Annotated in this window: 21 protein-coding genes; 11 read left to right on the top strand and 10 right to left on the bottom strand. The window is 31.6% G+C overall.

Features of this window, described 5'->3' with window-relative positions:
* Window positions 1-76 precede the first annotated feature (76 nt).
* The 7 genes from ychF to Q0891_RS07120 all read left to right on the top strand — a co-directional run bounded on the left by ychF (window position 77) and on the right by Q0891_RS07120 (window position 8,575).
* Window positions 77-1,171 carry a redox-regulated ATPase YchF gene (ychF, locus tag Q0891_RS07150; protein WP_299100204.1) on the top strand — a complete coding sequence of 365 codons (1,095 nt, stop codon included), beginning with the start codon at window positions 77-79 and terminating at the stop codon, window positions 1,169-1,171.
* 144 nt (window positions 1,172-1,315) lie between these two features.
* Window positions 1,316-1,777, top strand: a complete 462-nt coding sequence (locus Q0891_RS07145; RefSeq protein ID WP_299100200.1) for an SRPBCC family protein — start codon at window positions 1,316-1,318, stop codon at window positions 1,775-1,777.
* A gap of 57 nt (window positions 1,778-1,834) precedes the next feature.
* The gene (locus Q0891_RS07140) at window positions 1,835-2,392 is read left to right on the top strand and encodes a hypothetical protein (protein ID WP_299100198.1); all 558 of its coding nucleotides are present in this window, start codon (window positions 1,835-1,837) and stop codon (window positions 2,390-2,392) included.
* Between the two features lie 127 nt (window positions 2,393-2,519).
* Window positions 2,520-3,416: a DMT family transporter gene (locus tag Q0891_RS07135; protein WP_299100196.1), complete on the top strand. Its 897-nt coding sequence runs from the start codon at window positions 2,520-2,522 to the stop codon at window positions 3,414-3,416.
* Between the two features lie 162 nt (window positions 3,417-3,578).
* On the top strand, window positions 3,579-5,438 hold the full coding sequence (locus tag Q0891_RS07130; protein WP_299100194.1) for a DNA topoisomerase IV subunit B: 1,860 nt from the start codon (window positions 3,579-3,581) through the stop codon (window positions 5,436-5,438).
* Window positions 5,435-5,905, top strand: coding sequence for a hypothetical protein (locus tag Q0891_RS07125; protein WP_299100192.1), 471 nt, complete (start codon window positions 5,435-5,437; stop codon window positions 5,903-5,905). The genes Q0891_RS07130 and Q0891_RS07125 overlap by 4 nt, the downstream gene beginning before the upstream one ends.
* Window positions 5,906-8,575, top strand: a complete 2,670-nt coding sequence (locus Q0891_RS07120) for a DNA gyrase/topoisomerase IV subunit A (RefSeq protein ID WP_299100190.1) — start codon at window positions 5,906-5,908, stop codon at window positions 8,573-8,575.
* Here Q0891_RS07120 and Q0891_RS07115 read toward each other — a convergent pair.
* The 5 genes from Q0891_RS07115 to Q0891_RS07095 all read right to left on the bottom strand — a co-directional run bounded on the left by Q0891_RS07115 (window position 8,572) and on the right by Q0891_RS07095 (window position 12,684).
* Window positions 8,572-9,516: a hypothetical protein gene (locus Q0891_RS07115; RefSeq protein WP_299100188.1), complete on the bottom strand. Its 945-nt coding sequence runs from the start codon at window positions 9,514-9,516 to the stop codon at window positions 8,572-8,574. The genes Q0891_RS07120 and Q0891_RS07115 overlap by 4 nt on opposite strands.
* Window positions 9,517-9,519: 3 nt before the next feature.
* Window positions 9,520-10,929, bottom strand: coding sequence for an MBOAT family O-acyltransferase (locus Q0891_RS07110; RefSeq protein WP_299100186.1), 1,410 nt, complete (start codon window positions 10,927-10,929; stop codon window positions 9,520-9,522).
* 163 nt (window positions 10,930-11,092) lie between these two features.
* Entirely contained in the window at window positions 11,093-11,878 is a 786-nt protein-coding gene (locus tag Q0891_RS07105) for a TerC family protein (RefSeq protein ID WP_299100184.1), read from the bottom strand.
* A 4-nt stretch (window positions 11,879-11,882) separates the two neighbouring features.
* Window positions 11,883-12,269: a hypothetical protein gene (locus Q0891_RS07100; protein WP_299100182.1), complete on the bottom strand. Its 387-nt coding sequence runs from the start codon at window positions 12,267-12,269 to the stop codon at window positions 11,883-11,885.
* Window positions 12,270-12,309: 40 nt separating this feature from the next.
* Window positions 12,310-12,684, bottom strand: a complete 375-nt coding sequence (locus Q0891_RS07095) for a helix-turn-helix transcriptional regulator (RefSeq protein ID WP_299100180.1) — start codon at window positions 12,682-12,684, stop codon at window positions 12,310-12,312.
* A 303-nt stretch (window positions 12,685-12,987) separates the two neighbouring features.
* On the opposite strand from Q0891_RS07095, the gene Q0891_RS07090 reads away from it, so the two are divergent.
* From Q0891_RS07090 to Q0891_RS07080, 3 genes are all read left to right on the top strand, one after another.
* Window positions 12,988-14,133, top strand: coding sequence for a M14 family zinc carboxypeptidase (locus Q0891_RS07090; protein ID WP_299100178.1), 1,146 nt, complete (start codon window positions 12,988-12,990; stop codon window positions 14,131-14,133).
* A 74-nt stretch (window positions 14,134-14,207) separates the two neighbouring features.
* Entirely contained in the window at window positions 14,208-14,690 is a 483-nt protein-coding gene (locus Q0891_RS07085) for a winged helix-turn-helix transcriptional regulator (protein WP_299100176.1), read from the top strand.
* A 66-nt stretch (window positions 14,691-14,756) separates the two neighbouring features.
* Window positions 14,757-15,272 carry a DinB family protein gene (locus Q0891_RS07080; protein WP_299100174.1) on the top strand — a complete coding sequence of 172 codons (516 nt, stop codon included), beginning with the start codon at window positions 14,757-14,759 and terminating at the stop codon, window positions 15,270-15,272.
* Here Q0891_RS07080 and aroB read toward each other — a convergent pair.
* Window positions 15,269-16,339, bottom strand: a complete 1,071-nt coding sequence (gene aroB / locus Q0891_RS07075) for a 3-dehydroquinate synthase (RefSeq protein ID WP_299100172.1) — start codon at window positions 16,337-16,339, stop codon at window positions 15,269-15,271. The two genes, Q0891_RS07080 and aroB, sit on opposite strands and share 4 nt — an antisense overlap.
* Window positions 16,340-16,433: 94 nt before the next feature.
* Here aroB and Q0891_RS07070 point away from each other — a divergent pair, with 94 nt between their 5' ends.
* On the top strand, window positions 16,434-17,606 hold the full coding sequence (locus Q0891_RS07070; RefSeq protein WP_299100170.1) for a proline dehydrogenase family protein: 1,173 nt from the start codon (window positions 16,434-16,436) through the stop codon (window positions 17,604-17,606).
* A gap of 75 nt (window positions 17,607-17,681) precedes the next feature.
* On the opposite strand, the gene Q0891_RS07065 is transcribed toward Q0891_RS07070, so the two are convergent.
* The 4 genes from Q0891_RS07065 to Q0891_RS07050 are packed head-to-tail and all read right to left on the bottom strand — an operon-like array spanning window position 17,682 to window position 23,911.
* A complete protein-coding gene (locus tag Q0891_RS07065; RefSeq protein ID WP_299100168.1) occupies window positions 17,682-20,063 on the bottom strand; it encodes a polysaccharide biosynthesis tyrosine autokinase in 2,382 nt (793 codons plus the stop codon).
* A 20-nt stretch (window positions 20,064-20,083) separates the two neighbouring features.
* A complete protein-coding gene (locus Q0891_RS07060) occupies window positions 20,084-20,860 on the bottom strand; it encodes a polysaccharide biosynthesis/export family protein (RefSeq protein ID WP_299100166.1) in 777 nt (258 codons plus the stop codon).
* Window positions 20,861-20,894: 34 nt separating this feature from the next.
* Window positions 20,895-22,790 carry a nucleoside-diphosphate sugar epimerase/dehydratase gene (locus Q0891_RS07055; RefSeq protein WP_299100164.1) on the bottom strand — a complete coding sequence of 632 codons (1,896 nt, stop codon included), beginning with the start codon at window positions 22,788-22,790 and terminating at the stop codon, window positions 20,895-20,897.
* Entirely contained in the window at window positions 22,784-23,911 is a 1,128-nt protein-coding gene (locus tag Q0891_RS07050; protein ID WP_299100162.1) for an aminotransferase class I/II-fold pyridoxal phosphate-dependent enzyme, read from the bottom strand. The genes Q0891_RS07055 and Q0891_RS07050 overlap by 7 nt, the downstream gene beginning before the upstream one ends.
* Window positions 23,912-24,209: the final 298 nt, after the last annotated feature.

Genomic DNA, 24,209 nt, shown 5'->3' with positions numbered 1-24,209 from the left:
CATTTGCAAACGCAAAATTTGCGATTAATATTTAACAAGATTCTCACTTGTGTGAGAACGAAAAACAAGTTTTTCGATGAAAGCTGGAATTGTAGGATTACCAAACGTAGGAAAGTCAACCTTATTTAACTGTTTATCTAACGCTAAAGCGCAAAGTGCTAACTTTCCGTTTTGTACTATTGAGCCTAATATTGGTGTGGTAAATGTACCAGATCCAAGGTTAGAGAAATTAGAAGAATTGGTAAATCCAGAGCGTGTAATGCCTGCAACTGTAGAGATTGTAGATATTGCTGGTTTGGTAAAAGGTGCTTCTAAAGGTGAAGGTTTAGGTAACCAATTCTTAGCTAATATTAGAGAAACTGATGCTATTTTGCATGTACTGCGTTGTTTTGATAATGAAAACATTGTTCACGTTGATGGTTCTGTAGATCCTATAAGAGATAAGGAAACTATTGATATGGAATTGCAACTTAAAGATTTAGAAACAACTGAAAAAAAGTTAGATAAAGTTAAGCGTGCCGCAAAAACAGGAAACAAAGAAGCTCAGAAAGAAGAAGCTATTCTTCTTAAAATAAAGGAAAGTTTAGAAGCTGGTGTTTCGGTAAGAGCATTAGAGTTTTCAGAAGAAGATTACGAAGAGTTTGTAAAACCATCTCAGTTTATCACAGACAAACCCGTAATGTATGTTTGTAATGTAGATGAAGGTGCTGCAACTACAGGTAATGCTTACGTAGATAAAGTAAGAGACGCTGTAAAAGACGAGAACGCAGAAGTTTTAGTGTTGGCTGTTGGTACAGAAGCAGATATTAATGAATTAGACGACTACGAAGAGCGCCAAATGTTCTTGGCAGATATAGGATTAGAAGAGCCAGGTTCGGCAAAATTAATCCGTTCGGCTTATAAACTTTTAAATCAGCAAACGTATTTCACAGCTGGTGTAAAAGAAGTAAGAGCTTGGACTGTAAATGTTGGAGCAACTGGTCCACAAGCAGCAGGTGTTATTCATACCGATTTTGAAAAAGGATTCATTAGAGCAGAAGTTATTGCGTATAATGATTACGTAGAATACGGAAGTGAAGCCAAAGTAAAAGAAGCTGGTAAAATGAAAGTAGAAGGGAAGAACTACATTGTTAAGGATGGCGATGTAATGCATTTCTTGTTTAACGTGTAAGTAGCTTTTTGCTTATTGGTATTGGCTATTAACTTAGCTTATTTGTTTGGTTGAGCACAGTCTTAACCTTTTATGCTATAATTGTAATAGGTTAACTCGTCATAGGTTTCGCATTCCTTTTAATGACGAATTAAAATATACATAATGCCAATAATTGAAATCAAAACCCTAATTAAAGCAGACCTAAAAACCTGTTTTGATTTAGCGCGTAATATTGATTTTCACAAAGATTCCATGGCGCATTCTAAAGAGAAGGCAATAGCTGGTAAAACTTCAGGATTAATAGCGTTGGGAGAATCGGTAACTTGGGAAGCTAAACATTTTGGTGTTACACAGCAGCTTACTTCAAAAATCACAGCGTTTGAAAGTCCTTCGTATTTTGTGGACGAAATGGTTTCTGGTGCTTTTAAAAGTTTTAAACACGAACATATTTTTTCTACACAACAAGATAAAACCTTAATGGTTGATGTGTTTCATTTTCAATCGCCTTTTGGTATTCTAGGTCAATTGGCAAATGTTTTGTTTCTAAAACGTTATATGACCAATTTATTAAGGACTAGAAATGAATTCTTAAAAATAAAGGCAGAGGCATTAATGACGTCTTAACGGCATAATTTTTGATTCAAATTGTCCAATATTTAGAATCTCAAAAACCAACATTCAATGAGAAAAATCCTATTTACATTAATTTTTGGGTTGATGACCACATTAAATTATGCCCAAAACACTAACGATATTGGAACTGAAAAAGTTTGGCGTGTCAATTTTTTAAATCCAGCAATTGAACTCGAAATTCCTACAGGTCAATATTCTACATTTTCTTCATCCTTAGGTGTTGATTATGGTGGAGGTTATCCTGATTTAACGTCAGGAGGAAGCGGATTTATATATGTTATAAGTCCATTTGCCGATTTTCAGCATAAGTGGTTTTACAATCTAAATAAGAGAACAGACAAAAATAGAAATACAACAAACAATTCTGGAAATTTTGTATCCTTTAGATTGGTAACGCGTGGAAATTCTATAGCAGAAAATGTAAATAGAACTTCAGATTTTGATTTTGCGTTTGGACCAACTTGGGGAATTCAAAGAAAATACGGAAAGCGCTTTCATTTACTATTCGATGTTGGACCTCAATATTATATGGATACTAAAGGAAATGGAAATATTTGGCCAATAATGTTTCAGCTTAATTTGGGATTCGATTTTAGGAAGAAATAAAAATTTGCTTACTTGGTTTATAGAATTCTTGTTAGTCTTGGGTTTTAGGTTTTAGTTTTCTAAACTGAACATCGTAAATCTTATATTTTTCATTTTCAATTAAAAAGTTTACCCTTATTTTCGTTCAATGAAAAAGAAGGAAACGTTCATTTACGGCGTTTTACTTGGAGTTTTAGGGATTGTTTTATTTTCTTCTAAAGCTGTTATGGTAAAATTGGCATATCGCTATAATATTGATGCGCTTAGTATGCTGTTGCTTAGAATGCTATTTGCGTTTCCGTTTTATGTGGTTATTGCTTATGTATATAGAAATGAAAAACAAGAAATTACACAGCGCAAAGACTACCTTTGGTTAGTGTTTTTTGGATTTGTTGGGTATTATCTCGCTAGCTATTTTGACTTTGTTGGTTTAACCTATATTAAAGCCAGTTTAGAGCGTATTATCTTATTTATTTATCCAACGATTGTGTTGCTGTTTAACAAGTTATTCCTTAAAAAAGCAATCACTAAACTTCAGAAATTAGCAATACTAATCACGTACATTGGTATTATTATAACCTTTGGTAGTGAGGTTTCAATATCAGGATCTAATACCTACTTAGGCGGTTTCTTTGTGTTGCTGAGTGCCGTGACTTACGCCTCGTATTTAGTTGGTAGTGGTTGGTTGATTCCTAAATTTGGTGTCATGCGTTTTACGGCATTTGCTATGTTGGTTTCTTGTATTTGTGTGTTTGTGCATTATGGCTTGTTTTCTAGAGTAGATATTCTTAATTATCCTTGGCAAGTGTATGCATTAGGATTGTGTATTGCGGTTTTTGCAACTGTAATTCCATCGTTTTTAGTGTCTATTTCAATTAAATTAATCAATTCTTCAAATTTTGCAGTTGTGGCAGGTATTGGGCCAATCACAACCATAATTTTAGCGGTTATTTTCTTGAATGAAAGCTTAACTGTGCTTCAAGTGGTTGGTACATTAGTGGTTATTTCTGGCATACTATTAATTTCAAAACGGAAAGAAAATTAGGATTTTTAGGTGTCATTTCAAATTTTAGAGCAAAAATTGAAGCAAAGTCAATGTTCTCAACAGTTTTAATGCATTATTGTTAATTACTTTACTAAAACCATATTTTATTTTTTATGGTATAGTATTATATTAGCGTTCCAACAAAATTTCGACCTCAACTTTATGGCAGAACAGTCTAACTATACCGAAGATAATATACGCTCACTCGATTGGAAAGAACACATCCGAATGCGACCAGGTATGTATATCGGAAAGTTAGGTGATGGGTCTTCACCAGATGATGGTATTTATATACTACTTAAAGAAGTTCTAGACAATTCTATTGATGAGTTTGTGATGGGAGCAGGTAAAACCATTGAGATTTCCATTCAAGGAGAACGTGTTATTGTTAGAGATTACGGTCGTGGTATTCCTTTAGGAAAAGTGGTTGATGTAGTTTCTAAAATGAATACTGGAGGAAAGTACGATTCTAAAGCCTTTAAAAAATCAGTTGGTTTAAATGGTGTTGGTACAAAAGCTGTAAATGCATTATCATCTTATTTTAGAGTAGAATCTACACGAGACAACAAATCGGCATCTGCAGAATTTGAACAAGGAAACTTAACAAATCAAGAACTACTAGACGAAACAAGTAGACGAAAAGGAACTAAGGTTAGTTTTATTCCGGATGAAATTATTTTCAAAAATTATAAGTATCGTAACGAGTATGTTGTTAAGATGCTTAAAAACTATGTGTATCTAAATCCTGGATTAACCATTGTTTTTAATGGCGAAAAATATTATAGTGAAAATGGTTTAAAGGATTTATTATCAGAAAATATTAATGAATCTGATATGTTGTATCCTATCATTCATTTGAGAGGAGAGGATATAGAAATAGCAATTACACACAGTAAAACTCAGTATAGTGAAGAATATCGTTCGTTTGTAAACGGACAAAATACGACACAAGGTGGTACGCACTTAGCAGCTTTTAGAGAATCTATTGTAAAAACCATTAGAGAATTTTACGGAAAGAGTTATGAGGCTTCAGATATAAGAAAGTCTATTGTCGCAGCTATTGCTATTAAAGTAATGGAACCTGTTTTTGAGAGTCAGACAAAAACCAAATTAGGTTCTACAGATATGGGTGGCGATTTGCCAACCGTTAGAACGTACATCAACGACTACGTTAAACGCTATTTAGACAACTATTTACATAAAAATCCGGATTCTGCAGAGAAAATTCAACGTAAAATTCTACAGGCAGAACGTGAACGTAAGGAATTATCTGGTATTAGAAAATTAGCGAAGGATAGAGCTAAAAAAGCGAGTTTACACAATAAGAAGTTGCGCGATTGTAGAGTGCATTTTGGTGACACTAAAAATGAACGTAATCTTGAAACGACCTTGTTTATTACTGAGGGAGATTCGGCTTCTGGCAGTATCACAAAATCGAGAGATGTGAATACGCAAGCTGTATTTAGTTTAAAGGGAAAGCCTTTAAACTGTTATGGACTAAGTAAGAAGATTGTTTATGAAAATGAAGAATTCAACTTACTACAAGCCGCTTTAAATATTGAAGAATCCTTAGAAGATTTACGTTATAATAATGTGGTTATTGCAACTGATGCCGATGTTGATGGTATGCACATTCGTTTGTTGTTAATTACATTTTTCTTGCAGTTTTTTCCAGAAGTGATTAAAGAAGGTCATTTATATATACTACAAACACCTTTATTTAGAGTAAGAAATAAAAAGGAAACCATTTATTGCTATTCCGAAGAGGAACGAAAAGATGCCCTTGAGAAATTAAAAAACAAACCAGAAATCACACGATTTAAAGGTTTGGGTGAAATTTCGCCAGATGAGTTTGTGCATTTTATTGGTGATGATATTCGTTTAGATCCTGTAATGTTAGATAAGGATATGTCTATTGAAGAGTTATTATCCTTCTATATGGGAAAAAATACACCTACGCGTCAAGAATTTATTATTGACAATCTTAAAGTTGAACTTGATGTTGTTGAAGATAACGTATGAGAACAGACAATAGAAGCGTAAAAAGCACCATAATTTCTATCTATTTTATATTGTTGGTCTTTGCTATATTATTGGCAACGGTTTTTAAATCATTTCATGTATTAGAAGGGAGTTCATTATGGGTTGTTATAGGATTGGCTATAGCAGTTGTGGTAGTTCATTTTGTGGCCAGTTATTTTGAGTACGATAGTGATGGTACTAAATTGGTTATAATTAATAAAGGCTTAATTCTAACAGATTATATCAATTATAGAGAGCGCAAAATAGAAATTGCTAAACACAAGGTTATTGGTTATAAGATTAATAATTATAAAGTTTACAAAACTTTGGTAATTTCTAGAAAAAATAAAAATGGTAGTATTTCTAAAGAACGATTTAATGTATCACTTCTAAAAAGTAAGAAGATAAAATATGTTAAGCAGTCTTTAAGAAAAATTATTAAAGAAAATAAAAGTAAACTAGGGTAAATGACAGAAGAACATGACGAGTTGTTAAATGACGATAACGGTAGCCAAGAAACTATTAAGAAGGTTACCGGAATGTATAAAGATTGGTTTTTAGATTATGCATCTTATGTAATCTTAGAACGTGCTGTACCAGCTATTGAGGATGGTTTTAAGCCAGTACAACGCCGTATAATGCACTCTATGAAAGACTTAGACGATGGTCGTTATAATAAAGTGGCAAATATTGTAGGTCATACTATGCAATACCATCCGCATGGTGATGCGAGTATCGCAGATGCCATGGTGCAAATTGGTCAAAAAGATTTACTAATAGATACACAGGGAAACTGGGGAAATATACTCACAGGAGATCGAGCAGCAGCATCACGTTATATAGAAGCACGTTTATCAAAATTTGCTTTAGACGTTGTTTATAATCCAAAAATTACAGAATGGCAGGCCTCTTATGATGGAAGAAGAAAGGAGCCAATTAATTTACCAGTTATGTTTCCTTTGCTTTTAGCACAAGGAGGAGAAGGAATTGCCGTTGGTTTATCAACTAAAATTTTACCACATAATTTTATTGAACTTATAGATGCCTCTGTAAAACACTTAAAAGGTAAACGCTTTACTATTTTGCCAGATTTTCCAACAGCTGGTATAGCAGACTTTACAAATTATAATGATGGTCTGCGAGGTGGAAAAGTTAGGGTGAGAGCAAAAATTTCTCAACGCGATAAAAACTCTTTAGTTATTACAGAGATTCCTTTTGCTACTACAACATCTTCATTGATTGATTCTATTCTTAAAGCAAATGATAAAGGCAAAATAAAAATTAAAAAAATAGAAGATAATACAGCTGCTGAAGTTGAAATCTTAATTCATTTGCCTTCTGGATTATCTCCAGATAAAACTATTGATGCGTTATACGCTTTTACAAATTGTGAAACATCTATTTCGCCATTAGGTTGTGTAATTGAAGATAACAAACCCTATTTCGTTGGTGTAACCGAAATGTTGCGTCGTTCTACAGATAATACTGTAGAGCTTTTGAAGAGTGAATTAGAAATTAGATTAGGTGAATTTCAAGAACAATGGCATTTTGCTTCGTTAGAGCGTATTTTTATTGAAAAACGTATTTATCGCGATATTGAAGAAGAAGAAACTTGGGATGGTGTGATAAATGCTATTGACAAAGGACTTCAACCTCATATAAAACATTTAAAACGTGCTATAACAGTAGAAGATATTACGCGTTTAACCGAAATTAGAATTAAGCGTATTTCTAAATTTGATATCGATAAAGCACAACAGAAAATAGATGCTTTGGAAGATCAGATAGCTGAAGTAAAGCATCACTTAGCAAATCTAATTGATTATGCCATAGCATATTTCGAAAGATTAAAAAAGGATTACGGTGAAGGTAAAGAGCGTAAAACTGAAATAAGGATATTTGAAGATGTAGATGCTACAAAAGTAATTATTAGAAATACTAAGCTCTATGTTAATAGAGAAGAAGGCTTTATTGGAACAGCACTTAAACGTGATGAATACGTCTGTGACTGTAGTGATATTGATGATATTATTGTTTTTACTAAGGACGGTAAAATGATGGTTACCAAAGTAGATTCAAAAACCTTTATTGGAAAAAACATAATTCATGTAGCTGTCTTTAAGAAAAAAGATAAACGTACTATTTACAATTTGATTTATCGTGATGGCAAAGGAGGTGCGTCCTACGTTAAACGTTTTGCGGTAACGAGTATGACGAGAGATCGAGAATACGATTTAACTAATGGTAGTAAAAATTCTCCATTATTATATTTCTCTGCTAATCCTAATGGTGAAGCTGAAGTTGTTACTATTATGTTGAGGCAAATAGGAGGTATTAAAAAGATGAAGTGGGATTTAGATTTTGCAAACGTCCTAATTAAAGGAAGAGCATCTAAAGGAAATACGGTAACTAAGCATCCTATAAAACGCATAGAACTTAAGGAAAAAGGAGTATCAACATTAAAACCACGTAAAATATGGTTTGACGATACTGTTCAGCGATTAAATGTTGATGGAAGAGGTGAGCTAATAGGTGAATTTAGAGGAGAGGATAGACTTTTAATTATAAATCAATCTGGAATCATTAAATGCATTATTCCTGAATTAACGACGCATTTTGATAGTGATATGATTGTTCTTGAAAAATGGATTCCTAAAAAACCAATTTCTGCTATTTATTACGATGGAGAAAAAGAACGTTATTATGTGAAACGATTTATAGTTGAGCAAGAAGGAAAGGAGGAATCTTTTATATCAGATCATGCAGATTCTCAATTAGAAATAGTTTCTACCGATTGGCGACCAATGGCAGAAGTAGAATTTACCAAAGAGCGTGGTAAAGATCGTAAGCCTAATATGGAAGTCGATTTAGAAGCGTTTATATCAATAAAAGGTATTACTGCTCAAGGGAATCAATTAACTAAAGATAAAATTAATCAAGTTAATTTACTAGAATCTTTGCCTTACGAAGCACCAGAAGAAGTGCATGCAGATGATTTGGAAGTTGTAGGCGAAGAAACTTTAAATACTGATTCTAAAACAGAAATTAAAGCTGAAAATTTAGATGCTACAGATAAAACTGATGATAATGACGATGATTTAGAAACCGACGATAAAGGCCAGGTTACTTTGTTTTAATTATTAAGCGTTTTATATCGTTTCAATAATACAGAAGAAAATGCCTCAGCACCTTCTTTAGATAAGTGTGTTGGGTCTTTCCAAAATGAATTGTCTTTTTGGTTTTTGTATAAATTGGTGTAATCCAAATAATTTAATCCGAGTTCATTCATTAATGCTGTTAGCATTTTATTGTCTTTATCACAAGTGTCGTTGTAGATAGGTGATGTGACAAATAGAAAAGTTTTGTTTGGTGCTTTATCTATAAATGATTTCATCGATTTTAAATAATCAATTGCAACTAAATTCATTTCAAGGTTTTTGTTGCATTCCTCGTTGGTATCAGCTTTAGACAATATGGTGTCTCTCATTTCTTCTTGAGACTTATTTATTGTTAAAGGATCATAACCATTATAAGTCTTAAAGTCGTAACCAGGTTTAAAGTAATTTTTAATAATTCCAATCGCATTTCCATTATAATTCATGCTATAATAGATATGCTGTAGTAAAGATAATCGGTTAGAATTATTTAAAGCTGTCGTAATTTGGTCGTTTCTATGATACTTTGTTTTTAACCCTCTAATGTCTGATCCATCGTAATCCTTATCAAAAAAGTTTTTAGTATCAATATGAACTATAACGTATTGTTTTTTATCTTCTTGCAAGGTGTTAATTAAAGTGCTATTATAAGCAATACCAACACCGTCAACTCCCATGTTGTAGCTGTTGTCGTTAAATAAATCGACATCAATATGGTGGTTGGCTCTTGAGTTTCCAAAAACCAAAAAATCTGTATTGTCTTTTACTGATAGAAATTGATTAAGCTTTCCGATGGCTTGTCCTGTCATTACATTGTCGCTAATCTTGTTTAAGCCAAAGAAGACAAGTTTATCTAATCCATAACTAATGATTATGGTCAGCACAACAATTTTTAAAAGCTTTTTTGTGATATCTGAGTTCATAATCTAGAATTGAAAATAAATAAAGTTTTCAGCTGTTGAATAGAACAAGCACAGCATTATAATTATAACAGAAACAATAATGGATAATTTTACGGTATTGAATTTAATACCATAATCTTCCAGAGGTGTTTTAGACCTAAAGATTTTTAAATCTATACAGAACCCTAAAACTAGCAATAATAGACCATTGATAAAAGTATTAATGTTTCCAACAAAAAGGCTTCCGTAGTTAAAGCTAAATATTTCTACAATTATAGTTGAGGCAGAATGAAAATCTGGCGCTCTAAAAAATATCCAAGCAACTAGTACAACAATAAATGTATAGATGTACCCAAATGCATTAAAGGTTTTAATTTTTAAAGCGGAAAACGTGTACTTTTCTAAACTTAAAAACAACCCATGAATTCCTCCCCAAATCACAAAATTCCAAGAGCTTCCATGCCATAAGCCGCCAATTAGCATTGTAAGTAATAAGTTTCGGTAGGTAATAACAATTCCTTTTCTGTTTCCACCTAAGGAGATGTAAAGATAATCTCTTAACCAAAAGGATAATGACATATGCCAACGTCGCCAAAATTCAGTAAGCGTTCTTGAGAAATAAGGGAAATTAAAGTTTCTATTAAAATTAAACCCAAAGAGTTTTGCGCTACCAATAGCAATGTCAGAGTAACCAGAGAAATCAAAATAAATTTGAAATGCATAAAAAACAGTTGCGACTAGAAGTGTAGAACTATTATGTATTTCATAGTTTCCGTAAACTGAATCTACATAGACACCTAGGTTATCTGCAATGGCAACTTTTCTAAATAAACCTATAAAGATTTGAAATACGCCTGTTTTTATTAATGTAGCGTTTAGTTTTCTTTTGCCTTCTATTTGTGGCATTAGGTTAGATGCTCGTTCAATTGGTCCAGCAACTAATTGCGGAAATAAGCTAACGAACGTAAAAAAACCAACAATATCTCTACTCGCTTTTATTTCGTTTCTATAAATATCAATGCTGTAGCTCAGCGTTTGAAAAGTGTAAAAACTAATACCTACAGGTAATATGATGTTTAACGTAAGGTCATTAACTTCCCAGCCTATACTAGACATCGTACTTGAAAATGAATCTGCAAAGAAATTGTAATATTTAAATACGGCAAGTAAACCTAAGTTAGAGCATAAGCTTACTAATAGCCAGCGCTTTTTGTTTTTGTTGCCAATAGCTTCTTCGATTTTTTGACCAACAAAGTAATCTAAAAAAGAACTGAAAATGATTAGAGATAAAAAACGATAATCCCACCAACCGTAAAACACATAGCTCGAGATAAGCAATAAGATATTCTGCTTCTTGTAGCTGTTTTTTAGTAACCAATAGATAATGAAGACTATAGGTAAAAATATAAGATATTCTAACGAGTTAAAAAGCATTAACTGAGTGTTTTATAGATTTGGGTCTGTTTTAAAAACATGTTAATTTTGTCGAAATATAGTAAAACCAAATTCGCGTATCCTAATTAGATGAGGAATTTTAGTTAAGCGGATTAAAAACAACGTTCTACAACTTTAATTTTTTTCAATTTTAAAGTTGTATTTATTTTTTCTTCGTCGTTTTAAAGTTTATAAATTCTACGAATAATGAAAATGCTATAGCAAAATATAGATAACCTTTAGGAATTGCGCCAACGGATTTGCCAAAAAACTCTGTATGTGAGAGGTGTGCAGCTTCTGTAATGAGCATAAATCCAATTAAAATTAAGAATGCTAAACCTAGTATCTGTATGCTAGGATGAGCGTTTATGAATTTTCTTATTGGGTTTGCAAAACCAATCATAATGCCAATTGATATCATTACTGCTATGATCATTAAAACTAAAGTGTAATTATGGTTAGGATGCAATCCGTTTGTCATACCAACTGCTGTAAGTATGGAGTCTATAGAGAATATAAAGTCAATAATAACAATTTGAACAATAGCATTACTAAGAGATTTTATAGGCTTAGATTTAACTTCATCTTCATCGTGAGACGGGTTTTCGACCTTTTCTCTTATCTCTGAAGTACTTTTATAAATTAAAAACAAACCGCCAGCAAACAGAATAATCGCTTGCCAACTGACTCCAATGGAAAGCCAATTATTGTCTACGGTAAAAAATGGCTTACTTAGACCAACCAAAAATGACACAAAGAAAAGTAGTATAATACGTTGCACCATAGCTAGAATTAAGCCAATGTTGGTTGCTCTATTTCGTTGGTGTTCTGGAAGTTTATTAGCAGCAATAGATATAAAAACAATATTATCTATTCCCAGAATAATTTCAAGAAACGTTAAGGTTAACAATGCCATTATAGCATCTGAAGTAAGTAGAAAATCTAACATAAAATTATTTTATTTTTACAGCAATACCTTTTTCAACATTAAGCGGTTTGTTTGGTCGCTTAACAGCTAATTTATATTCAAACATATATGAGTCTTGAGAAGTAGATAATATTTTCATGTGAATAGCATCTTTTTCAGAATTACTAGTAGGATGTAACTTCTTAAGTATAAACTCGCAATCATTTATCCATCTCACGGAAGATGAGTCTACTTTCCCGTTATGATAATCTATATTGAAGTTTTCTGTTCGTGTAAAGCGTGTTGTTTGTTCTACACCATCTAGCGTATATGTAAAATCAAAAGTACCAGTTTTAAAATCTGTACAATTTCTTTCAGTTTCATAACAACTCGTTAAAAATAGCAGTGAAAAAAGTAAAATTATTACTCTCATAAAATCTTTTTAACAAAGATAATGAATAGTAAAAAGAATATTAGGGCTTATAACTTTTAAAAGTTCCGTCTTTATAGAATATGACAATTTTTTCAATATCGGAATCAGAATTGGATTCTGATATAGGTAATTGAGGTGGAGTTTTAGTTTCGGTTATTTGAGAGTTTTGATTTTCTGAATTTTTTAAATCACTCGGAAAATTACCTTTTCCATTCATGAGCCAATATAATTCTACTTCAGGATAGGAGTGTAGAACCTTCATCACAAAGTCTAAACTTGGCTTATTTCTTCCAGATAAAATATGCGAAATACTTGAGCGTTGAACACCAATTTTTTCAGCAAAACTTGAAGCTGTTTCGTTGTAAAAATCAATGACTTTTTGAAGTCTTTTTGTAAAATCAACAGAGTTTATCATTGTAAACTTTATAATTGTAAATACTAGTACACAAATGTAAACAAAAGGTGTTTAATTTGTGTTAAATATAAATTAATAATTGTATTCGTATTAAACTATAAGATTGATTTTTGAATATAATTGACTGATAAATAATATTTTACATTATAAATTAGAGCATTAGTTAGAATTTGTTATTTTCAATATAGCTTCGCACAGAAAAATATATCATTTAGGTTTACGGTTGTAAAAAATTAACTGATATTGATTGTTTACAATTGTAAATTATCAAATGATTACATTTGCAAATGATAATTTAAGCACATGAATTTAGAACTTTTAAACACCATATTCCCAACTGTAAAAACGAAGGAATTATCTGGACGTTATATTACCAATTCTCACATAGAAAATTGTTTTGATAAATTTTCAAAATCTAGAATATCAACTATTGGTTATTCTGTAGAGGAACGACCAATTTATAGTTTTGAATTTGGGAATGGACCAATGAAAATTTTGTTATGGTCGCAAATGCATGGCAATGAATCAACATCGACAAAAGCACTTTTTGATTGTTTTAATTTGTTTGAAACTCATAATGACATTGTAAAAACGATATTAGAGAATTGCACATTACTTATAATCCCAATTTTAAACCCAGATGGTGCAGAACGTTATACACGTATTAATGCCAATTTAGTTGATTTAAATAGAGATGCACAAGATTTAAGCCAGCCAGAAAGTATAGTCCTAAGACGTACTTATAATGAATTTCTCCCAGATTATTGTTTTAATCTTCATGGTCAACGCACCATATTTAGTGCTGGTGAAACGAATAATATCGCAACATTGTCGTTTTTATCTCCTGCTCAAGATCAGGAAAGATCCCTTACTAAGAATAGGAAAGTGGCAATGGCCATAGTCGCAGAGATTAATAATTTATTACAAGAAGAGATTCCTAATGCTGTTGGAAGATATGATGATGGATTCAATATTAATTGTGTAGGAGACACGTTCCAAAATTTTGGAGTACCTACTATATTATATGAAGCTGGTCATTTTGCTGATGATTACCAAAGAGAAACCGTAAGGCGTTTGATGTTTATGTCACTTTTAAAAGGATTAGATGTTATTGCTGATGGTATAAATGAAGACAACTACATTGCTTATTTAGATATACCAGAAAATGGGAAGTGCTTTTATGATGTTATTATAAGGAATGCAAAGCTGAATTCTACTAAAAATCAACTTACTGATGTTGCATTTCAGTTTCAAGAAGTGCTAAAGGATAATAAAGTCTGTTTTATTCCAAAAATTGTTCAAATTTCTAAATTAGAATCTAAATTTGGTCACAAAGAAATAGAGGCAAATGGAAATACGGTAAAAACAATTTCAAATACAGAGCTAAAACTAGGTAACGAAATCGATTTCGTGTTGTTGAATAATGAAAGAATCTCACTAAATTCTTAAAATTATTCAGTTTTTATGCGTTATCGTTATATTAAATGTGTTATTTTTGCGTTTAATCTAAAGATTATTAAATAATGGCAAAGTTTAAATTGGATGAAGTTGATCATCAAATCCTCGATATGCTTATCGATAATACACGTATTCCTTTTACTGATATAGCTAAGAAATTATTGATTTCTGCTGGTACAGTTCACGTGCGTGTTAAAAAAATGGAAGAAGCAGGAATTATTAAAGGTTCTTCATTAACATTAGATTATCATAAACTAGATTATTCATTTATTGCTTACGTAGGTGTTTTTCTTCAAAATACTTCGCAAACTAAGTTTGTATTAGAGCGTATTAATGAAATTCCTTATGTTACTGTAGCACATATCACAACAGGAAAGTTTAATATTTTCTGTAAAATTAGAGCAAAAGATACTATGCATGCAAAGGATATTATCTTTATGTTAGATGATATTGATGGTGTTTATAGAACAGAAACTATGATTTCATTAGAGGAAAGTCTGAACGATAAAAAACGATTAATGCATACTATTTTTAACGAGTTAGGTTAATCGATTAAATAATTGATAATAAAGTCCTTTGTTAATCGCTAAGGGCTTTTTTTATATCTCATAACTATGGATAAAATTATAATTGGAGAACATGAGTACGGTTATTATTATAAGTCGTATATAGAAAAATCTACAAATGCATCTATTGTGGATGGTTTAAAAGGAAATTTAGATAAAGTGGTTTCATTTTTCTCAGCAATTCCTGAGGATAAGCACAATTATAAATATGCTGAAGAGAAATGGACTATAAAAGAGATATTACTTCATATTATAGATACGGAGCGTATATTTACTTATAGAGCCTTAAGAGTAGCAAGATATGATAAAACAGCATTACCTGGTTTTGAACAAAATGGTTATGTAGACAAATCTTATGCTAACCATCGTTCATTGGAGAATCTAATAGAAGAATTTGTTGCTGTAAGACAAGCAACAATTGCCTTGTATGCAAGTTTTAATTCTGAAGTATTATTACAAATAGGAGAGGCTAGTGGCTATCCTATTTCAGTTAGAGCATTAGCTTATATTACTATAGGACACGAAAACCACCACATTGAAATTATTAATAATCGTTACCTTTAATTAGCGTAATATTCAAAAGCTTCGAGAATAAGTTCATTACTTACCACGCAGTCAATTTTAGGTTGGCCAATAGCTTCGAGTAAAACAAATTTTACTATACCATGACTGTTCTTTTTGTCATGTTGTAAAAGGGTAATAATGGTCTTTATATCGTTATCTAAAATTTCAACTTTTGAAAACGTTTTTAAGATACCTTCAGTAATATTTTGCAATGCATCAATAGTTAGTCCGCATACTTTTGTAGATAAATATGTTTCTAAAATCATGCCAATGGCTATGGCTTCGCCATGAAGTAAAGGTGTTTTGTCAGCATTTTCAAGAAAATAGCTTTCAATGGCATGGCCTAAAGTGTGACCAAAATTTAGTATTTTCCTTAAGCCTTGTTCTGTTGGGTCAGAGGTAACAACTTTGTTTTTTATAATCACAGAATCGTAAATAAGTTGATCTAAATCTGAAATATCTAAAGCTTCAAGATTTGTTAAGGTATTCCAATATTTCTCGTCATAAATTAAACCATGTTTCAACATTTCTGCAAAACCAGAAACCATTTCGTTCTGTGGTAAGGTGTCTAAAAATGTAGTATCAACAGCGACCATTTCGCCTTCGTTAATAACACCAACCTGGTTTTTTAGGGCTCCTAAATCAACTCCAGTTTTTCCACCTACAGAAGCATCTACCATTGCTAATAAAGAGGTTGGTACGTTGATATACGAAATTCCTCGCATGTAAGTACTTGCAACAAAACCACCTAAATCAGTGACAACGCCTCCTCCTAAATTAATTAAAAGACTTTTTCTGTCTGCATTATATTCTGATAAAGCTTCCCAAACACCTGTGCAAATATCAATTGTTTTATGCTCTTCTCCATTAGGCATTTCCATAACTTCAATTGCAATATCTCCAGATTGTAGTTCGCTTAAGAATTTTGGTAAACAATACTCGTGCGTGTTTGTATCTACAAGTACAAATATTTTAGAAGGCTTGCTAACTTCTAAGTACTTGTTTATTTCTGTATAAACGTCTGAATTAAAATAAACGATTGCATTTTTGGTTGAAATTGAATCCATTATGAACGATCTAATTTGATTAGGTGAAAATACTTCCTTTTTCAATAAAAATGAACCTAATAATAAATATATTTGTATATAAACTTCAATTAAAATGATAAATCGTTCCCTTTTTGAGAATACAAAAACGGCCTTTGTGTTAAAGTCCGATTCGGCTTTAGAGCGCGCTTATTTCTTATTTAAAATGATCTCTTCTCAACCATTGGTAAGGATAGGGACAGCTGCAACAAACTTTGCCTTAAAAGCACATTTGCCGGTAGAAGGTTTAATAAGGTCTACTGTATTTGACCATTTTTGTGGAGGTGTAAATGAAGATGATTGTTTATGTGTTATTGACGATTTGTATACAGAAGGTGTTAGCTCTGTATTAGATTATTCTGTGGAAGGTAAGGCAATTGAAAATCAATTTGATAGTGCATTAGAAAAAATATTAAAGATTATTAATTTCTGTGATGAGAAGGAAGCCATGCCTATTGTGGTTTTTAAACCAACAGGTTTTGGACGTTTTTATTTATATCAAAAAAAGACAGAAGGGAAAGCATTCACAGAAGATGAGCAAGCTGAATGGGATAGAATTGTAAATAGATTTGACGCTGTTTGTAAACTTGCACAAGAGAAAGACGTTGAAGTTTTAATCGATGGAGAAGAAAGTTGGATGCAAGATGCTGCTGATGATTTGGTAGAGGAAATGATGCGTCGCTATAATACAAAGGTGCCAGTTGTTTACAATACACTACAGCTTTATCGTTGGGACCGTTTTGATTATTTAAAAGAATTGCACAAGCGTGCAAAATTAAATGGTTTTAAAATTGGGATGAAAATCGTACGAGGCGCTTATATGGAAAAGGAACGTGAAAGAGCGATAGAAAAAGGATATGATTCTCCAATTTGTGAAAATAAAAAGGTTACAGATGAAAATTTTAATGTAACACTAAACTATATTATTCAAAATTTAAAAGACATTTCTGTGTTTATTGGCACTCATAATGAGTTGAGTTGTTATTTAGCTATGGAGCTTATGGAAACGCACAATATATCTAAGAAGGATAATAATGTGTGGTTTGGCCAATTATATGGAATGAGTGATCATATTAGTTTCAATTTAGCTGCAGAAGGATATAACGTGGCTAAATATATTCCTTTTGGTCCGGTTAAAGATGTCATGCCATATTTAATAAGAAGGGCAGAAGAGAACACGTCTGTTGCAGGTCAAACAAGTAGAGAGCTATCTTTATTAAAGGCTGAAAAGAGGCGTCGTAAATTATAGTACATAAACTAAAAAGTATTTGAATAAAAACAAAAAGCCACTTATTTAAGTGGCTTTTTGTTTGATTATTTAATGTTATGATTTTTTATAAAACTCATACCATTTTTTCTTTTTATTAGGGTTGTTTCCGTAACCATAACCGTAGCCATAGCCACCATATCCTTTATTACCTGCACGAACACCATTTAAAAGCATTGTCATTCTAGGTAATCGCTTTTCAGTATATAATGGTTGTGCGACATGTTGTAGTAAACGCCTGTCTATTTTGGCAGCACTCACAACATATATAAAAGTATCCGCTAAATGTGAAATCAACAGCGTATCACTTACAATTCCTACTGCTGAAGTATCTGCAATTATGTAGTCATACTTGTCCTCAAAATATGTGAACAAATCAACTACTCTTTCATTCATTAATAACTCTGAAGGATTAGGAGGAATTGTACCAGATGGTATAATGTCTAAAAATTTATTTTCTTTATGTTTTAATACTACGCTTTGAGGTTTTATAGAAGGATCGGCTATATAGTCTGATAATCCCTGTTTTGGTTGATCTGTGATTTCTAAATAATCTAGTATTTTAGGTACACGTATATCTGTCTCAATTAATAATACAGATTTACCAGAGTGAGCTATAGATGTTGCTAAATTGGTACTAGTATGAGATTTTCCTTCTTGTGGAATCGTAGAGGTTACAAAAATCTTTTTAGCACGTCCTTTGATATCTCTAAGCATAAAATCTATATTAGACTTTATGATTCTAAATGCTTCCGCCTTTGGTGAATAATCTACCTTTTTAACTAGTTTTTGCTTTTTAGATGTTTTTGGAACATCACCTAAATATGGTATATCTAATAAATCTACTAAATCATCTTTTCTATAAAGTTTAGTGTTTATTAAGTCAGAAATATAAATTAGTGCAATTGGTATACCTAAGCCAAATAGCAACGAGGCTATATACACAATCATTCGGTTAGGTGCAACGGGTCTATGTGATGAAAATGCCATATCAACAATTTTGGCATTCGGAGAATCCATACCTAATTTAATAGCAGATTCTTCTCGCTTTTCAAGTAAATATAGATATAGTGATTCCTTAATATTTTGCTGTCTAGATATGTCTCTGAATTGTCTTTGTTTAGTAGGAGCTGTAGAGAGTCTACCCTGAATTCTACTGTTTTCTCTGCTCAGACTACTTAAAGTCATTTGTGAGCTAGACTTTATATTTTTTAAAGAGCTTTGAATATTTAATTTTAAGGCTGAAATTTGACTATTAAGCTGAATAACAACTGGATTTTGTTCCGTTGAATTTTTAAGTAAATTATCTCGTCTGGCAACCAACTCATTATGATTTTTAATTACCTGGTCGGTGTTAGCATCACCAATAGCGAGACCAGCAGGTAATAAATCACTTGTTCTATCTGTTCTTGATATGTCTTCTTGTAAATAATCAATTAATTGAATATTTCTTGACGTTGTGGCAATTTCAGATTGTAATTGTTGTCCTGTTTGGAGATTTAAATCAGCTTGAGAATCTAATGCAGTTAAACCTTGTTTTCTTTGAATGCTCTCAGCCGTGTAATCAACTTTTTCTAATTCTTCTGATACTTGCGCGAGTCTATTATCAATAAAGTCAGACGTAGCTTTAATAACTTCTTCTTTTTCTTTTAATACATCTTTGTTATATTCAGAAACGAGTTCATTCAATATATCAACTGCTTTGTATGAAATACTCTCATTTAATGCTAAATGCAAAACACTAGACCCTGTTTCTGAAGAGATTTTTATCTTCTTCTGGTAACTATTTACAAGTTTACTTACAGAACTAATGGTGATTTTTAGATTGCTTCCTACAATTGGCGCATGCTTACCTGTATTTGGTGTTAGAACCATGTCTCCAAATCCAGTTTTTATTCTAGATCCAAAACTATAAGACTTTCCTTTTTTCTCATCTCTATCTAATAAAGACTTTCCTTCGTTTTTAAAGGCCAAAAATTTTGTTGGTGATTTTACTTTGAGATATAAAGTGGTATCAACAAAATGTATTATTGAGTCAGCGGCGTAAAAATCAATTTTTACAGGTGGATTATTGTAAATTTCTCTTTCCTTAATACTACCTTCTGCGAAGCATCTAATATTAAGTTTGAGATTTTTCACAACATTAGAAATTAACGTTCTAGATTGAAGCGTTTCAATTTCGTCTTTTATTTTATTAGTACCATCAGAGAACAGTCCTTCGGTAGACATTTCTCCAATAGATGGTAGTTTTTTAGATTGTTTCTCATCCCTTATTTTTATAGTAGCAGAAGCACTATACTCATAAGTTGCATAACGTAAATAGGTGTAACCAAGAAAAATTGCTACGACAACACAGAATAAAATTATCTTCCAATAAGAGAGAAATAATTCTACACTCTGTCTAATTTCATTAGGTTTAGCAGTAGGTTTGGAATCCATAATAGATTTTAAAAATTTTACTATTTAATCAAAAATACTGCTAAGATAGTGGTAAGCGTACCAATGGCAGAAATTAAAACACCATTATTTTGATTATATGATGAAGATCTTATTTTGGCATTATTTGGCTCAACATAGATCACATCGTTTTGTTGCAAATAATACAAATGAGAATTTACTGTATTTATAGAAGTTAAATCAATAAAAGCAAATTTCTTAACGCCATCTACTTCTCTAATTAATTTAACATTTTTACGTCTTCCATAAATTGTTAAATCGTTAGCATACCCAAGTGCTTCTAGCAATGTAACTCTTTCATCTTGCATAGTAAAAGTACCTGGACTTTTAACTTCACCGATTACAGTAACTGTAAAATTGGCTAAACGAACACTTACAATAGGATCAGTAGCCATTACTTTTATTTTGTCTACTAATAATGCTGTAAGATCAGTACGTGTTAAACCCTCAACCTTTAAAGTACCTAAAACAGGGAATTCAATATTACCATTATAATCAACTAAATATGATTGCTGTTGCATTGTACCTTGTGCATTTCTTACATCTGAGGTATTATTAGAAACTACCGGCAAATTAAAAGGTCTTACGGTTTCAGGATCTCTAGCAGATACATTTATTGTTAAAATATCGTCCGGTTTATAAATAAGTTGAGTAGGTTCAGATACTAACTGTCCTTCTTCTATAGGCTCGTCTTGAAAATAAATGAAATTTTTTCTAGATCCACAAGATGTAGCAATAAAAACTGCTAAAATTGATATGATTAGGATGCGTGTTTTCATATAATAAGAATTATAGGTTTATTTATAGTTTGGGTTATTTTTTTTGGTCTAATACTTCATATGTTGAATTATTAGATATGTACTCAGGGATTAACTCCTTAATTGAAGATACTATTTCTAATGGTTGCGTTAACGTATTAACAGCAGTTAACTGATTTATCTGATTTTCTACACTAACAATATCAACTTTTCTAGATTTTGCAATCATTATTTTATCATGATACGTTTTCTTAGTGTTTTCACCATCTGCTAAAAGTTCTTCATATATTTTTTCGCCTGGCCTTAATCCAGTTATTTTTATGTCTATATCTTCAGGATATCTCAAGCCTGATAATATAATCATATTTGTTGCTAGGTTGAATATTTTAATTGGTTCTCCCATATCGAATACAAAAATTTCTCCACCATTTCCCATTGCAGCAGCTTCTAATACAAGTTGACATGCTTCTGGTATGGTCATAAAATATCTTGTAATTTCCTTATGTGTTACCGTTAATGGTCCACCTTTTTCAATTTGTTTTTTAAATAAAGGAATTACAGACCCATTAGATCCAAGTACATTACCAAACCTAGTGGTTATGAATTTTGTATGTCCTTTTCCTTTTAGGCAAGTTACATATAATTCTGCAATTCGTTTTGTGGCACCCATTACATTAGTAGGATTAACCGCTTTATCTGTAGAAATTAAAACAAATTTGTCTACACTATGTTTAACAGCAATATCAGCAACATTTTTAGTGCCACCAATATTTACACTTACAGCCTCAAAAGGATTGTTTTCCATTAAAGGGACATGCTTATATGCAGCAGCATGAAAAACGACTTTAGGTTTATATTGATTAAATATTTGGTCAATTCTAGTTTTGTTTCTTACATCGGCGACAATGGCCTCAATATTTTCTAAACCTTGTTGCCTAAACTCTTGTTGAATATCATATAATGCAGATTCTGCATTATCAACTAAGATTAATTTCTTAAAATTGTATAAACTTGCTTTCCTTGCTATTTCACTTCCAATTGAACCAGCAGCGCCTGTAATTAAAATGACTTTATTATCGTATTGGTCCTCTAAATCAGGGTTCTTAATATTAATAGGGTCTCTACCAAGTAGGTCTTCAATTTTTACTTCTTTTATCTGACCAACACTTAAGTCACCATCGATCCAATTCTGAACAGGCGGAACAATTTTAACCTTCAATCCTAATGAAAATAGATTTCCAGTAATTTGAAGTAACCTGGTTGGGTCAATATTTTGAATTGAAATAATTACATCTTCAACATTATGTTTTTTAATAAATTTTTCGTCAATGCTGTTAACACTGTATACTTTTAATAGGTTTATTTTTTTTCCAATTTTTTGCTCATCATCATCAATAAAACCAACAACATCAATTCCATTTTTTGTGTCATTCACAATAGCATCATAAGTTAACATGCCAGAATTACCTGCACCAAAAATTAAAACTTTTGAAATCGATTGAAAATCTTGGGTTATATAATTATAAATTGATTTTATGAAGAGTTTTGACCCTACTAAAAATAAAATATTAAGTAAGAGATGTATATAAACAATAGAACCCGAAATACTGAAAAGGCTGTCTTCTCCTATAAATTTTCTGCTTAAAAATGTAAAGCATATTAATATAGTTGCCAATATATTAGCTCCAATTATAATGTTTACAATATCTTTAAAACCAGTGAACCTTACAACACCTTTATAAATACCGACTGATATTAAACTGATTGCAGCAACAACCGCTACATACGGAATTTGATCAATGAGTAGATAATAGTCAAAATTAAGTGTAAAATTATAACGTATTAGATAGGCAAAGAAGAATGTTGTAATTACTATTGCTATATCAAACAACAGTACCATCCACTTTGAGGCATATTTTTTCGATATTTTATTTAGGTATTTTACTAACATTTTTCAAAAAATGAGTTAATAGCCGTTTTTACTCTATCTAACTCCATATCAGTTAAATTAGAGCCACTAGGTAAACATAGTCCTTTTTCAAATAATTCATCTGAAACTCCATTAAGGTAGCTCGGTGCATCTTTAAATATAGGTTGTTGATGCATTGGTTTCCATAACGGTCTAGATTCTATATTTTCTTTTTCAAGAGCTAACCGTAAACCTTCTCTTGTATCTTTAGAATCTAATAAAATACAGGATAACCAACGGTTAGAAAAATAACCTTCAGGTTCTTTTAAAAATGAAATTTTATCTATGTGCTTAAATTCACTTTGGTAAAATTCATGATTAGATCTACGCTTAGAAACATGGCTATCTAATATGGTCATTTGTCCACGACCAATACCAGCAACTATGTTAGACATTCTATAGTTGTAACCAATATGAGAGTGTAAGTAATGTGGAGCATTATCTCTAGCTTGCGTTGCTAAAAATACAGCTTTATCTTTTAGTTCTTTAGTAGGTGCAACCAACGCGCCTCCACCAGAGGTTGTTATAATTTTATTTCCGTTAAATGAAAGTATTGCTAAATCGCCAAATGTACCACAATTTTGACCTTTGTAGAGACTACCTAATGACTCGGCACTATCCTCAATTACTGGAATGTTATAAGCCTTAGCAACTTTGTTGATTTCATCTACTTTGTATGGCATACCATATAAATGCACAGCAATAATAGCTTTTGGCTTATTACCTTTTTCAATTCTATCTTTAATCGCTATCTCTAATTGTTCAGGACACATATTCCATGTCTCTCTCTCGCTATCTACAAATACAGGCATTGCACCTTGATAAACGATAGGGTTTGCTGAAGCCGAAAAGGTTTTACTTTGACAGATAACTTCATCTCCTTGACCAACATTTAATAAAATAAGACTTAAGTGTAGGGCAGAAGTACCAGATGCCAATGCTGCAACATGTGTATCTTCTTTAAGATAAGATTGTAAATCACTTTCAAAGCCATTTACATTAGGACCTAATGGTGCGACCCAATTAGTATCAAAAGCATCTTTTATGTAAGCTTGTTCATTACCACTCATGTGTGGTGATGAAAGCCAAATTTTTTCATTCATAGGTTAGTTCTTTAAGTTTGTACCTAAAGTTTATAATTAAAGGTGTTTGGGACCTATTTAATTAATAGCATTTGAGGTGCTAATATAAGTCCTAAATCTTTAAACAAAGAAACAAAAATAATAATTTACGATAAACTGTTTACTTTAAACGATATATATGTTGAACACCTTTTGTAAATGTATATAAATCAGATAAAAAGCAGTGATAATTGATGCTTTTTGCAGTTAATTCGCATCAATTTTGACGAATTAATAAAAATAATGTAACTATTAGATAATTAGTCTAATAGCTTAATCA

The sequence above is a fragment of the uncultured Winogradskyella sp. genome, from assembly GCF_947498005.1.
Classification (GTDB): Bacteria; Bacteroidota; Bacteroidia; order Flavobacteriales; family Flavobacteriaceae; genus Winogradskyella.
The sequence above is the reverse complement of the archived record's forward strand: the minus strand, read 5'-3'. Positions and strand labels throughout refer to the sequence as shown.